7 protein-coding genes and 2 pseudogenes are annotated in these 14,783 nt (G+C 41.3%); all 9 read left to right on the top strand.

The window, feature by feature from the left end; genetic code table 11:
- Window positions 1-537 precede the first annotated feature (537 nt).
- The 9 genes and pseudogenes from ICC18_RS32970 to ICC18_RS32940 all read left to right on the top strand — a co-directional run bounded on the left by ICC18_RS32970 (window position 538) and on the right by ICC18_RS32940 (window position 14,456).
- Entirely contained in the window at window positions 538-2,193 is a 1,656-nt protein-coding gene (locus tag ICC18_RS32970; RefSeq protein ID WP_188178622.1) for an S-layer homology domain-containing protein, read from the top strand.
- 184 nt (window positions 2,194-2,377) lie between these two features.
- Window positions 2,378-3,772: a stalk domain-containing protein gene (locus ICC18_RS32965; RefSeq protein ID WP_188178621.1), complete on the top strand. Its 1,395-nt coding sequence runs from the start codon at window positions 2,378-2,380 to the stop codon at window positions 3,770-3,772.
- A gap of 1,049 nt (window positions 3,773-4,821) precedes the next feature.
- Complete coding sequence (locus ICC18_RS32960) at window positions 4,822-5,235, top strand: hypothetical protein (protein ID WP_188178620.1); 414 nt, start codon at window positions 4,822-4,824, stop codon at window positions 5,233-5,235.
- 68 nt (window positions 5,236-5,303) lie between these two features.
- Window positions 5,304-5,930, top strand: coding sequence for a DNA cytosine methyltransferase (locus tag ICC18_RS32955; RefSeq protein ID WP_188178619.1), 627 nt, complete (start codon window positions 5,304-5,306; stop codon window positions 5,928-5,930).
- 607 nt (window positions 5,931-6,537) lie between these two features.
- Window positions 6,538-6,653 (top strand): annotated as a pseudogene (locus tag ICC18_RS34220) (1,4-beta-xylanase); the annotation flags it as partial.
- Window positions 6,654-6,709: 56 nt separating this feature from the next.
- A pseudogene (locus ICC18_RS34215) lies at window positions 6,710-7,615 on the top strand (endo-1,4-beta-xylanase); the annotation flags it as partial.
- Window positions 7,616-7,645: 30 nt separating this feature from the next.
- A complete protein-coding gene (locus ICC18_RS34660; RefSeq protein ID WP_312029646.1) occupies window positions 7,646-8,455 on the top strand; it encodes a carbohydrate-binding protein in 810 nt (269 codons plus the stop codon).
- Between the two features lie 178 nt (window positions 8,456-8,633).
- On the top strand, window positions 8,634-10,532 hold the full coding sequence (locus ICC18_RS32945; protein WP_188178617.1) for a carbohydrate-binding protein: 1,899 nt from the start codon (window positions 8,634-8,636) through the stop codon (window positions 10,530-10,532).
- Window positions 10,533-11,459: 927 nt separating this feature from the next.
- The gene (locus ICC18_RS32940; RefSeq protein WP_188178616.1) at window positions 11,460-14,456 is read left to right on the top strand and encodes an RICIN domain-containing protein; all 2,997 of its coding nucleotides are present in this window, start codon (window positions 11,460-11,462) and stop codon (window positions 14,454-14,456) included.
- Window positions 14,457-14,783 lie beyond the last annotated feature (327 nt).

Here is a 14,783-nt window from a genome sequence, read left to right as displayed (position 1 = left end):
CTTTTATACCAATCGAAGAAGTAGGTCTAAGGCTTAAATCCATGGACTCTAAACAAAGATTGTGAACCATTTCACACCTTAATTATATTAAAAATGCTGTCTTGACATCTTATAGCACCATATTTTAATGTTTCTACTCTGATTTATTATTGGAAAAGTATTGAAAAACTTCGAAAGTGATTGATTAAATTTTTATAATATAAAGTGTCACTTAGTTGAATGCTTTCATTGAGATGGGAGAAGTAGGTACGGATTTTCGGTAGTTGCAGGGGAAGTCAGCATTTATGGTTCTACACACTCGGAACAACTGCGGGGCCGCTCTAGGCTAGTCGTGGGTTCAATAGACAATACAAATTCATTTTGTTTGTAAAGCAATAATGGGGTGTAAACTAGTGGCCGAAAAAACGGGGTTCAATTCGCGCAAGGTGCATATAAACATGATAAATCAAGTACTACATTTACTAATAGGGGAGAATTTAGTAGAGTTAGGATTTAGAACTAGGCATTCTATATTTGCATAAGGAGGCAAACAAAAAAATGAAAAAAGTTAGTGTTGCTATATGGATAGCAAGTATAATTTGCTTCTGCTTTCCTTTTTCAATGGCTGAAGCAAAAACAAATCTGTTGATTTCACAGATAAAAGAAATTCCAGATTCCAGAGATTTAAAATCGATCACATGGGATCAAGATAAAACCTATGTGGTAGGAGGGTATGGCGCAATCTATGTATCGAACAATGGGGGATATAATTGGGAAGAAATTAAGCTTCCCCTTGTAAAAGATGGTATGGGCAGAAATTTTGTATCAGATATTACTTCCTTACTTTGGGATGGGAAACAGTTTGTTGCAGCTGATAGGCGAGGAAAGATTTTAGTATCCAAAGATGGATACGACTGGAAGGATATATTTCTACCTACGTACGAGGTTGAATATTGGTGGCATAATTTATCAATGGTTGACGGCAAGTATATAGGGTCTGCTACACCATATATTCTCCAGTCTGAAGAAGAAGGAAAGATAACTAAGGGGACACAAAGGCCTATTGTTTTGGAATCCGATGATTTGAAAGAATGGAAGGCGGTTCAAATCATCATCCCAGAAAGTGTAGAGGAGTTAAGTAGTTATCAAAAGGCGAGGCGAGCTAACGTTAATACATTTGCAAACAACGATGAAATAGAGATTATGGCGGGAGAGAATAGCCTTTTTTACAAAACAGGGAACGAGTGGTATGTTAAGCCATTTGATGTTGGATTAGGTATGGATTCTTATTATAAGTTGACTGACGAACAAATGAGGATAATTTATGAACATTACGGAATAATTGATGATATTATTTGGAATGGTAAAGAATTCATTATGGTATTTAATCCTCACCGTACTAGGTACGTAGATGGTGAAACGACATTGGTCTACTCCTCTAAAGATGGATTATCATGGGAAAAGATTCACACACTCAATGGCTTTAAGACGGAAAATATAATAGCTACTGAATTTGGCTCGCTTATTTTTGGTTTTCAACCCTCCCCTTTAAGATTCTTGGGTTTTTCAAAAGATCATACAGATTGGAAGATAACTTCTTTAAATGATGAAAAACTTAATGCTGCAATATGGAATGGTAAGGAACTTATTGCAGTTGGAAATGGGATCTTTCAAGTAAAAATACCTCCGGAGCTCTATTATGGTGATTATAAAGAAGGTCAATATTGGTCTGAAGACATGATCTGGGCAATTAATAAGGGGCTTATTACTGGCTATAAAGAAAACGGCAACTATTTAATAAAACCGTCTAATACACTCACTGAAGCTGAAGCACTAACTACATTGTATCGATACTTTGAACCTGAGGCTCTGGTATCGACTACATCCGATTTCGATTGGTGGGCATCAGTTCCTTATCAACTTGCTGAAAAAGATGGGTTGAGCACGATTGCATCCTACAACGATAAACAAGGCTCTGATACCGGTATTACCAGGGGTAAATTTGCAGAGCTGCTAGCTTCCAAACATTTTAGAAAAAATATTCTGGTAAAGGAAGCGGTCCAGTTTATGTATGACGCAAACATTACAACGGGGTATTCCGATATGGAAGGGGATGCCCTTAAGACTTTTGAATCATACGGTGCGGACGAAATACTAGAGAGGGCACATATTATATCCTTTATTAAACGTTATCACGATTTCGTAGTAAAGTAGCGTTGCAACATAACTACAATACTAATACTGAACGGAGTAGAAACATTAACTCGACATAATGGCAACTGAACGGAAAGGTACATATGCCGGGGGCGAAAGAACTAATTTGATGAAATGGAAAAGTAAAAACTTTTTAAAATCGAACTAGCGTGAAAAACAGAGAAATTCATATGGAGGTTTTTTTTTGAAAAAAGCTATACTGGCAGCTGCATTAACTGCAGCAATGTTGCTTCCTACAAGTTTGACCTCACAAGCTGCAACAAACTCGTCTATTCAGGTTGTCATAAACGGCGTGCAACAAAATTATGAGCAGATGCCTCAGGTAATCCACGGAACCACAATGGTTCCGATGAGGGCCATTTTTGAATCGCTTGGCGCAAAAATCGAATGGGATGAAGTCAAACAAGAAGCCATCGGCACCAAGAATGGTATTTCAGTGGAGCTCCAAATCGGTTCGAAGAAAGCCTGGAGTAATAATAAAGCTGCTGAGTTGGAGGTAGCCCCGCAATTAATCAATGGAAAAACCATGATTCCCGCAAGATATGTTAGCGAAGCCCTTGGCATGTATGTGAGTTGGGACAATAGTGAAAAGACGGTGTACATATCCGAAGACCGGGCACTAAACGGCAGAACCAAAAAAGAGATTAAAGAAAAATATATCGAATATGCGCCTACACATGCAGGTTCTATCTATGCTGATAAGCCAGTTGTGACTGCTCCATATGCTCCGGGTAAACTACAAAAATCCGTGATCGAAGATGCGGTAAAGAGAGTGAATTTTGTCAGGTATTTGGCAGGTATGCCGCATGACATTGTAATTGATGAAGATTTAATCAATCAAGCCCAATATGGTGCTGTATTGACTGCCGTTCATAAAGAACTTAATCATTACCCGCAAAAACCAGCCGATATGAGTGAGGAGTTCTATAAGATTGGTTACGAGTCTACTAAAACAAGCAACCTGCATTCCATATATTCTTCTCAAAACTTGGAAAATACGGGGTTCGTAGCTGATTCGGTCAATGACTATATGAGCGACCTGGGGTTAAATAACCTTCCCCAGGTAGGACACAGACGATGGATTCTAAATCCGGAACTCCAAAAAATGGGCTTTGGCTTTGCCGAAAATAATAATATAGATAACTGGTTTGCAGGATATTCTTCCATGCAAGTGCTGGACGAGAGCAGGACGGAAAAAGTAAAGTATGACTACGTAACTTGGCCCAGCGACGGATATTTTCCGAATTCATTAATGGATCCTCTTACACCTTGGTCTATTACATTAAGCAAATATTTATATCATTCACCTGACCTGAATAAAATTTCCGTTAAATTAGTCAGAGAGTCGGACAATAGAGTGTGGAATTTAAGTGCAGCGGATAATGATGTTACAGAGGATGGTAAATATTTCAACGTTGTGCCTCATGCATACCAAAGAAATGGAACTGTAATTTTCCGGCCGGATGGCATTATAAAGTATCGGGATTCCGATAAATTCACAGTGGAGATTTCAGGAATTGAAACGAGAAGTCAAGGACAAACTACCTTAATATATGAAGTGAACTTTTTCAATTTGTAAAATGCAGTTTCAGGATCCATGCTGCCGACCGGGAGCCTTGCTTGTTGATAACGGCCGGCCATCGATTCAGGACTCCGGCTGCAGTTGCAGACGGAGCATCCCAACAGTGCGCGATCCTCAAGATTACTATTTCTGACGATTGTTGAGGAGATAACACTTAATGTTATCGAAGGATAACTCGTATTTTCCGCACCCTTGCAAAGATGGTTGCAATCCAGTTTATCGTGACACTTTACTGGTGGCTGAGCAGGTGAAAGCATATAATGGTACCATCAGATATTTCCGGTGTAATAGATTTTGTATATTCTTCTCTGAGAACTAAAGATGTAGGATTATTTACTTAAGGATGACCGGAAAGCTGAAGAAATAAGAATAAGGAAGAAGAAGCGACCAGATTTTTTTCTGGCCGCTTCTTTTATTTTCATGACGTAAAATTCCTGTTTGATGAAATTAGATTTTATGTTTAAATAAACCAATAGTGGTCAAATAAATAAAAAGTCAAAGAAGGACCGATTAAACTGCGTCAAAATCTACGCCATATAGGAACTACAACTGGCAGGTATTACGAACCTCTGGATCGGACTACCTCCATGAAAAATTGCCCTACTCCTAGAATAAACAGATATATAATATTTCACAGGGGCAAATATGGTTAAAACGACAAGTTTCTGATATCATCGTTTGGTTAAAAGTACAAAGAGAGCTAGTAGCTGAACAACTACGCCTCTTTAATATCGGGACTTAGAGCAATGGTCATGATGGAATGGACGACGGCAGTAGCAGCTCGGTGCCAAGTAGTTGGCTAGTCGAATTATATGCAATTCAGTGATTGAATCACAAAATGACTAAAATGACTAAGTCACCACTGTGATTTACCCATTTTTTTATTGAGACTTATTGTGCCATTTCAAATTACAAATATTAGTGAGAGCGACATTTTATCTTACAGATAACGCCAATTCTGATTTGCAAATTAGCCCAGAAACAGACATTAAAAGCGACAAAATAAGTTACAATTCACATTTTGCCGTGTGGATGAGAAAGAGAAAATGATTCTTGTCCAAAATAAGCCATTATTTGAAGAGAATGATAGCGTTTATGAAGTTAGCGTTTCTTCGAGGATGAACCGAATCAGTGGGCAGCCGAGGCAGCTTGTCGATACTAGTGGCGCCAAGTATTCATCTATTTTGTGCGTCCAAGACAAGATTGAGATCAGTGTGTACCGACATGATGATTACTCTCAAGTAGTCGTTTGCCCGCTTCGTTATCGGCTCTTCGAGAGCGATACCTTCGAATCCCCTTCAGACGAGCGTATTCGCCTGCTGTCGATTTGTTCAGGCGCTGGGATTGGCTCATCCATGTTCATTGATACGCAGCATTACACGGCCGTTCAAGAGGTCGAGATCGAAGATGATAGTGCGGAGGTTTTGAAGCATAATCTCATCTTTTCCAAGGAGATTTAAGAGACTGTCATAAGGTAGCCGAGGCAGATGTTGCTTTCGTTACGCTTGACTGTTCGGAACACTCCTCTTTGGGGGATGGGGGGCAAGGATATTTCAATAATCTTATCCTTGGTACCTACAAAATTCTGGAGGCTGCTCAGCCGCGAGTCATATTCTTCGAAAACGTTCCGGGATTCTATGATTCTACCAGTTACTTGGATTTAAAAGAGCTGCTTACTCCTGACTTTCCCTATTTGATAGGACCGATCGATATTGATAGTTTCGACTTTGGCAGCATCGTGCACCGAAGCCGATCCTATGCCGTCTACCTTCGTGAGAAGGAAGACTTCGAGTTGTTTCGAGTGCCCAAGGCGCCAAAGTTTCGACGGTTCAAGCTACGTGAATTCTTGGATCCGAAGGGAACGGAGCATACGTGGAAATCGGTGAAAGCTTGGTTTGAAAGCTTCTCGTACAAGGCTGAAAAGAACAATTTATGGGCAGATCGGAGCACGGAGAAGATCTTCGTAAATCCTGATACTTGTACGGAACTGCAATGCATTCCACGTCGTTATCGTTCTCATAGCGCAAGTAATTCTTATGTGCTCAACGATGACGGAACACAATGGCGGTTTTTGTCAGTTAATGAGCTTCGTCGCATTTTCCATATCCTGGAATGGTTCGAGTTTCCGTCCCATATTATCGGAAATACGAAATGATTGGACAATCAATATGTGGATTAGTAATTCGGGCGTGGGCTAACGAAATCGCTTGAATGTTCTTTAGGCGGCATGCCTCTTGTTTCAAAGTTTGTTGGATTTTTTGTTCCATTAAAACATATATACAACTAAATGTATAAATATGCATTAGTCTAAAAGCCCAGATCTTAAACGTTTTGGGCTTGTTTATTTTTTCAAGGAGAAATACTCACAAAAAGTTCAATTTTTAGTTAGAAGAAGAACTGCACCATTTGACGGTGAATATTGTGGCTATAGAAATTTTTACACCAGAACGCTAGCAGCTTTTCGAGAGCTTCCTCCAGCGTTACGGAACCCTTTATAACCTCAGTTCCTCGATGGTTTCTATGTGTTTTGTTAAAAATATGGGGGTAAAATCTTTAATTTGTTGGGTTGTTGTGTATGCGCTTACCTTCTAAAATTTTACTAGAGAGGAGGTAAAGTCAGAAGTTAAATGAAATAGGACACAGGGTTCGTTATGAACTGCAAAGAGAAAAGGTAATATTCAAGTAGTATGTAGGTAAGTAGTGACGAAAGGAGGTAGTTTAAGTTTAAGAAGAAAGTTTTAACGGCAGTTCTTGCAGCTTCAATGAGTTTTGGCTTATTTGGAGCAACCACAAATACAGTATTGTAAGCGCTGTCAATGGATCTGGAGGTAATTATAGTGTTAATTGGACGAATGATTATTCTAAAACAGGAGGGAAAAGTATATGTATGCATCAAAAATCAAAAAATTCATTACAGTTGTATTATGCTCAACCATGCTTTTGAGCATGACACTGCCAACTCGGCATGCAAAAGCTGCAATGGCAAATGGAAGTAAGTTTGTAGGAAATATTATTGCCGGTAGTGTTCCATCAAACTTTGCAACTTACTGGAACCAGGTAACACCAGAGAATGCGACTAAATGGGAAAGCGTTGAGGGAAGCCGCGGCAGCATGAATTGGAGTAATACAGACTTAATTTACAATTACAGCAGAACAAATGGGATACCATTCAAGTTTCATACGCTAGTATGGGGAAGCCAGGAACCATCCTGGATAGGCAGCCTTTCAGCAGCTGACCAGAAAGCAGAAGTGACAGAGTGGATACAGGCTGCCGGTCAAAGATATCCTAATGCTGAGTTCGTTGATGTTGTCAATGAGCCGTTACATGCACCGGCATCCTATAGGAACGCACTTGGCGGAAACGGTACAACAGGTTGGGATTGGGTTATTTGGTCCTTTGAGCAGGCAAAACAAGCTTTTCCGAACTCCAAGCTGCTAATAAACGACTACGGTATAATAAGCGATGCGAATGCAGCAAACAATTATGTCCAGATTATTAACATTCTGAAAAGTAAAGGTTTGATAGACGGAATAGGAATACAGTGCCATTACTTTAATATGGATACGGTTTCTGTAAGTACCATGAATCAAGTGCTTGGCATATTGGGAGCAACAGGACTTCCGATTTATGTATCGGAATTAGATATGACAGGTGATGACACTACCCAGCTCAACAGATATAAAGAAAAATTTCCTGTATTGTATGAAAGCCAATACGTTAAAGGGATCACATTGTGGGGGTATATAGAGGGACAGACATGGGCAAGCAACACACATTTGATTAGTTCATCAGGTGTTGAGCGTCCTGCACTTACATGGTTAAAACAATATTTAGCCAGTGCTTCAACGCCGAGATCGGCCTTTACACAGATCGAAGCAGAGAGTTACAACACCCAATCAGGAATCCAAACTGAAAGCTCCAGTGAAGGCGGGCAGGATGTCGCCTTTATCGAAAATGGGGATTATGTTGTTTACAACAATATCGATTTCGGCAGCGGTGCGGCGAGTTTCCAGGCTAGAGTAGCCAGCGCTACCAACGGAGGTAGTATTGAGGTGAGGCTTGACAGTATTACCGGGACCCTGGTAGGGACTTGTGCAGTTGCCGGGACTGGTGGTTGGCAGACTTGGACTAACAAAACCTGCAATATTAGCGGGGTTAGCGGAATACACAACGTATATCTGAAATTTACCGGAGGAAGCGGATACTTATTCAACATTAACTGGTTCCAATTTATCAACAATCTGATTACCAATCCTGGACTGGAAACAGGAAATACCACTGGGTGGGCTGTTAATGGGGCAGGCTCCCTTGCAGTATCAACTACCCAGAAGCATAGCGGTGCTTATAGCCTGTTGTCTACAGGTAGGACGGCCACCTGGAACGGGCCGATACAGAATATAACTTCAAAAGTGCAAAGCGGTAATACCTATACCTGTTCCGGATGGGTAAGATTAGATAATGCCGCGAGTGATTCGATTATAATGACTATCAAAAAAGTGGACAGCAGCGGAACGTCTTATACCAATGTTGCAACTGGAACCGGCAGCAATAGTTCCTGGGCACAGCTGTCCGGTAATTATACATTAAATGTTACCGGGACTTTAACCGAGTTGGGCATATATTTCGAAGGGTTGAACAGCGGAACTAATTTTTATATCGATGATGTTTCGGTACAGTAATTGATCTGATATAGGGAACAACGATTGGTTAATTAATACTGAAATATGTTTTAAAATAGGGGGTGCCATAAAGCGATCCCCCTTAAAATAAGGGCAACAAGCTACATTGCGGGGTTCATAAAACAAACCTCGACAATGGGCAAAAATAAGAATAACTCATTTTGGAGGTTGTACATTAATGTATAAGAAAATTATTGGATTTTTGTTATTTTTTACAGTACTGCTGAGCAGTTTGCCATTGACGTCTGCATATGCTGCTAACAGTGCAATTGCAAAACTTCCAGGGTATTCAAATCCTCTTATGGACCATAAATTGGGAGCGGATCCCTTTGCGCTGACCTATAACGGAAGAGTCTACGTCTATATGTCGAGCGATGCGTATGTATATAATAGTGACGGAACGATTAAAGATAATGATTTTAGTGCACTGACTAAAATAAACGTCATATCTTCTGCTGATATGGTGAACTGGACAGACCACGGTTCCATTCCGGTAGCAGGATATAATAATGCCAATAATGGCAGTGGTATTGCAAAATGGGCTTCACTCGCATGGGCGCCGTCCGTTGCACGTAAAACGATAAATGGTCAGGATAAGTTCTTCCTTTATTTCGCAAATGGCGCCTCAGGTATTGGTGTGCTGACTGCAGACACTCCGATAGGACCCTGGACGGATCCGCTCGGAAAAGCTCTTGTTACAGGCAGTACGTCCGGAATGTCCGGAGTTACATGGCTTTTTGACCCGGCAGTATTGGTGGATGATGACGGCGCAGGATATCTGTATTGTGGTGGAGGAATACCCAATACCTCGGATCCGGCATCAATTGCAAATCCGAAAACAGCCAGAGTTTTGAAGTTGGGTGCTGATATGATTAGTATTGATGGAAGCGCAGTAACAATTGATGCTCCTTACATGTTTGAAGATTCCGGAATTCATAAGTATAACGGCAAATATTATTACTCGTATTGCATCAATTTCTCCGGTACACACCCGGCAGCTTATCCGGCAGGCGAAATCGGCTACATGGTGAGCAGCAGTCCTATGGGACCCTTCACATATACAGGGCATTTCCTGAAAAATCCATATACATTTTTCGGAGTTGGCGGAAACAACCACCATGCCGTGTTTAACTTTAACAACCAATGGTATGTCGTGTACCACGCCCAAACTGTCAGTAAGGCTCTATTGGGAGACGGAAAAGGATACCGTTCTCCGCATATTAATAAGCTGGTCTATAATTCTGATGGAACCATTCAAGAGGTTCAGGGAGATATGGCCGGCATACCTCAGATCGCCAATCTTGATCCGTACATTAGGAACGAGGCTGAAACGATCGGGTGGAATGCAGGTATTACAACGGAGGCAAGTCAAGCTGCAGGCGGACCGGTAAATAATCTTAATGTAGGATATATCAATAATGGAGACTGGGTAGCTGTAGGAAATGCTGACTTCGGTACCGGCGGAGCCAAGACGTTTAAAGCAAATGTAGCATCAGCAACTGCAGGAGGCAATATTGAAATACGTCTTGACAGTGTAAACGGTACTCTTGTCGGAACACTTCCCGTACCTTCTACAGGAGGATGGCAAAACTGGCGGGAACTAACAACTACTGTCAGCGGTGCAACCGGTGTCCACAAAGTTTTCTTTGTGTTTACCGGAACAGGGACAGGCTACTTATTTAATATTGACTACTGGCAGTTTACACCCAATACGACTGGAACAAGGGTTGAAACCGAGAATATGACTCTCAGCGGTCCTTACGCCGGAAAGATCAGCTCTCCCTTCAACGGCGTTGCTTTATACGCCAATAATGATTCTGCTTCATTCACTCAGAATTTCACCAGTTCCACCCACAGTTTTTCACTCCAGGGTGCTTCGAGTAACTCCGGCACAGCCAGAGTAGATTTGCAAATAGGCGGAACGACAGTCGGCTCCTTTTACTTTACCGGAACTACGCCGACGGTCCAAACCTTGCCCAATATCACCCATGCAACCGGAAATCAAGATGTCAAACTGATCGTTACAACCGATATTGGGACTTGGGATGCCTATTCGGATTTTTTAGTCATCCAGTAAACTCTAACGTGCGTTTACAGCACGGATGAGGGAATCGTTCCTGATGTTCGGGAAATGAATGGTAATTTCCCGAACATCATTCATCATTTTTGAAGCAGTTGCTGAAAAACCTATCAAAGGAGGCGATTTTTTATGTATAAGAGAGGCTCAATACCAAAGTTAGTGCTTGATGTTTCGAGTCCTTCGTATTAATGGCAATAGCGTGAACGGTTGCATTCAACCAAAAGACCTTGCACATACCGATCTCGGTTGCGGGTGAAATAATGTCTACTCGATTGGGGAGGTAGCCTTTCAATTTACAGAAAGATCTGAATTCAAAAAGGAAACATAGAAGCAACATAGAAGCAACATAGAAGCAACATAGAAGCAACAGGAGAGTCTTACAAATTGCAAACAACTTCCAGTTCACACTCGGTTCTTCCGAAAAAAGTAATAGGCTCAGCAGAGAAACGAGACCATGAATAAATAGAAATTATTGATATACGGCCCCGAAAAGTACTTACGTGAAACTTGGGTCGAATTTATTCATACCCATTATTTTTCAACTCCAAAAGTTTTTTGATTCCTCTTTAGGAAAATTCCCTCTGATGTTCTTTGAAGTAGTTTTCACGGTAATAGGTGCGAAAATCCCATGCATACGACGAATCACCGCTGACGATATGAGAGGTGACCACACAGTGAGAACAAACACTTTTCCCTTCATCGTGGGCGCAATGAAAATCTAAAAGATAATAACTTAATCATATAATAGGTTTAATTATTATAAAAATAAGTTGCCTGAGTGTAAAGACGATTAAAGCGTTTACAATACATAATAGTTATTAAGATAAGTGTGGAAATGTAAAAAACGAGAGCAGTTCTTTGATTTTTTCATTTGCAACAGCGCTTATCTAAGATGTGTTTTAAAAAAATAGAAAAGAGGAGTTAATGATGCGAAGTTTTAAAAATGTTAGGTTGTCATCTTTAAAGTTTGCTTTTGCTTTGTTCGTCTTTGGCTTTTTGTTAGCGCTTTCAATGGGTGGTCAAACCGTTCAAGCTTCACCAGGCGACCCAATTAGCTCGGTGGATCTGTCCGGGACATGGAAGTTTACTCCACAGGGTCAATCTGCAACAACGATTACTGTACCGGGCGGCGGTTGGTATAAACAAGGCTTTACCTCTGTTAATGAAGCGGATTATGAACGTTCCATCACGATTCCGAATAGTGGAGGGGCACAAACGACCAAGATTGAATTCGGTGCAGTGAATTATGAGGCTTCCCTTTATATTAATGGGACATTCGTAGGGACGAATGTCACGGCTTTTTTGCCCTCTGAGTTTGATATTAGTAATTATGTAACGCCTGGAAATACGTATACTTTAAGGGTTCATGTAAAAGGCAAGAATGCCATGCGTAATGCGAACTGGTTTTCGATCGTCCCAGATGCGGCGCAATGGCAAACTGCTCAAACCCAAGGGATTTTCCGCTCTGCCTTTTTGAAAGTATATCCCCAAATCTATATTTCTGACGAATTCGTACGAACTTCCGTAGCAAATAACTCATTGACCTATGATGTATGGGTAAAGAATAATTCAAACACGGCCCAAAACATGGTCATTTCCAGCAACTTATCCCCATGGAATGGGGATAGCTGGAATTATCCTTCCATTGCTGATAAATCTTTTACGGCAGCGGCTAATTCCACGACGAAAGTAACCATTGGACCCATCACCTGGAATTTAGGTTCATCCTCCTACTGGTTGCCTAATGTGCCTTATGTTTCCGGTTACAAAGCGAAGCTTCATAACTTGAATCTTTCCCTGAAATTAAATGGGGCAGTAAAGAACACGAGAACAGAACGCTTTGGATTCAGAGAAATCAAACAACAATCCGACGGTACGAATACGTACTACTATTTAAATGGGGTGCGTGTGAATTTTAGAGGGGATAGTCTTCAACTTCAGAATTACGATGGGATTGATTATGGGGGGGAAAGTAATGCGATGGACACATACCCCGGCTTCCTCCCAGGTGCTAATGGATGGCCTAAAGCAGTCGATAACTATCAGAGATTGAATTACAATGTGGTGCGGATGCATCAAATTCCCGCAAGTCCGTACATGTTGGATGTTTGTGATGAAATGGGCTTGATGGTCATTCAGGAATCTGCCATTCGCGGACCAAGCGATCAGGAATTAAACAATAATAATGGTAATTTTGCCAATCACATTACACAAATGGTTACCCAGGATAAAGGCCATCCTTCAATTATGAAGTGGAGTATTTCCAATGAAGCAGATGCTTATAACCATGACAATGCAACCAGTGCAACCCAGACTGAATGGTACAATGCGGCAAAAGCCGTAGATACGACCCGACCGATTAATATAGATGTGGCTAAAAATATGTACAATGATATGACATTTAATGATTTAGGCGTTTTCCCTCACTATAGCGACTGGCATCTTGGACAGTTCGTGGAAGATGTTTATGCAAGACCGGATCGACCGTATGGTCAAGGTGAAATTATCTGGCCTAATGATAATACAAAACAAGGGTTTGCATGGTTTGCAACAGCGACCGAATCGATGCGTCGCCAGAATGCTTCGGACATCCGACCGTACACCCTCCTGGATGCATGGGCTTCTATAATACCGGGAGCGAAAACAACAGACTTTGTCCTTGAAAGCAAACGTGATGACAAAGAACAGCGTGCGCTATATGGTGACGATAACCTTTCAAACCCGTGGGCAAATCCGCAATTCATTCGTTTGCAAGCAGGATTTAACCCTGTTCTCGTTGCGGATAGAGAGTATTGGGCAGATAATAAACTCTCCAATGAGAATGGTGAATGGCCGGCGAATATACCAACTATTAATACCAATACAACGGTTACTCGACAATTGGATATATTTAACGACACCTTCAGCGGTTCAACGGTTGACGTGTATTGGGAAGTAAGACGTGATTCCGCTACGGGAACACTTGTTTCCTCGGGTGAATTGCATCCAACGGTAACCCCAGGCTTTATGAGCACTCAGAACATTACTTTTACAACACCGAGCAGTACAGGGAAAATGTATTTAGTGCTGATTGCCAAAAAATCGGGTGTTGAACTGTTCAGGGAAAACGATATGGTGTTCAATGTAGGCTCGTTTAAGGAGATTAACGACAACGATAGTTCAATCACTTATCAAGGCTCATGGGTGAATGAAACCAAGCAGGGTACTTATAATAACGATGACCATTATACTAACGTTATGGATGCCTCTTTTACAGCAACTTTCAATGGAACTCAAATTGCTTGGTATGGAGCAAAGGGCCCTGCGAAAGGAACTGCCGCAGTTTCAATAGATGGCGGCGCCGAAACGATTGTGGATACGTCTGCTCTTTCGGATGGAGAGACCCAGCTTCTTTATACCAGTCCGAAATTGAATGTTGGGACGCACACGCTCAAGGTAAGGGTGCTTGAAAAGTTTATTGTTGCAGATAAGTTTACGATTACGCAGTCTTTTAATCCTAACGGAAAATATAAGATTATTAATAGCAATAGCAGTAAATTATTGGATGTGTTTGGGGCTTCTACGGTAGACGGTGGAACAGTCAATCAATGGACTGACAATGGCGGTTCTAACCAACAATGGAGTATAGTAGACCTCAGTAACGGTTATTTCAAGATTGTGAACAAAAACAGCGGCAAGGTGTTGGAAGTAAATGGGGGCTCTACGGCAGACGGAGGCGTAGTTGATCAATGGACGGATAATGGCGGCTTGACCCAGCAGTGGTCCATACAAAATGTCGGTAGTTCTTACAAAATTATAAATCGCAATAGCGGTAAGGCATTGGATGTATATGGGTATTCTACGGCAGACGGAGGCGTAGTTGATCAATGGACGGATAATGGCGGCTTGAACCAACAGTGGAATATTGTAGAGCTGCCATGAGTTAGCAACAACAAAGATGAAATCGGACAAGTAGCCCTCCATTTAACTTAATGATGGATCAAATCACGGCATTAGTGAAGACGGTCAATGAGTCGGCGTTGGAAGTTATGAATAAGGCAAACGAATTATCGGCCTGTTCGGAGCAAACCTCACTGATATTTACAATGAACATCATCCCCAAAAGGGGATAAGCGCGGAGGAGCCTTATGCGATGACCCGCACGTCAGTCTGTCTAACGATTATTAAAAAATATCCGTTTTTGGCATGAAAATGGATGTTCTTTGTCGAATCTCTGTATCTAAGGAGATGAGCGCATATGCCTTTTAT

The sequence above is a fragment of the Paenibacillus sedimenti genome (genome assembly GCF_014534655.1).
Classification (GTDB): Bacteria; Bacillota; Bacilli; order Paenibacillales; family NBRC-103111; genus Paenibacillus_E; species Paenibacillus_E sedimenti.
This window is presented reverse-complemented; position numbering and strand designations above follow the sequence as displayed.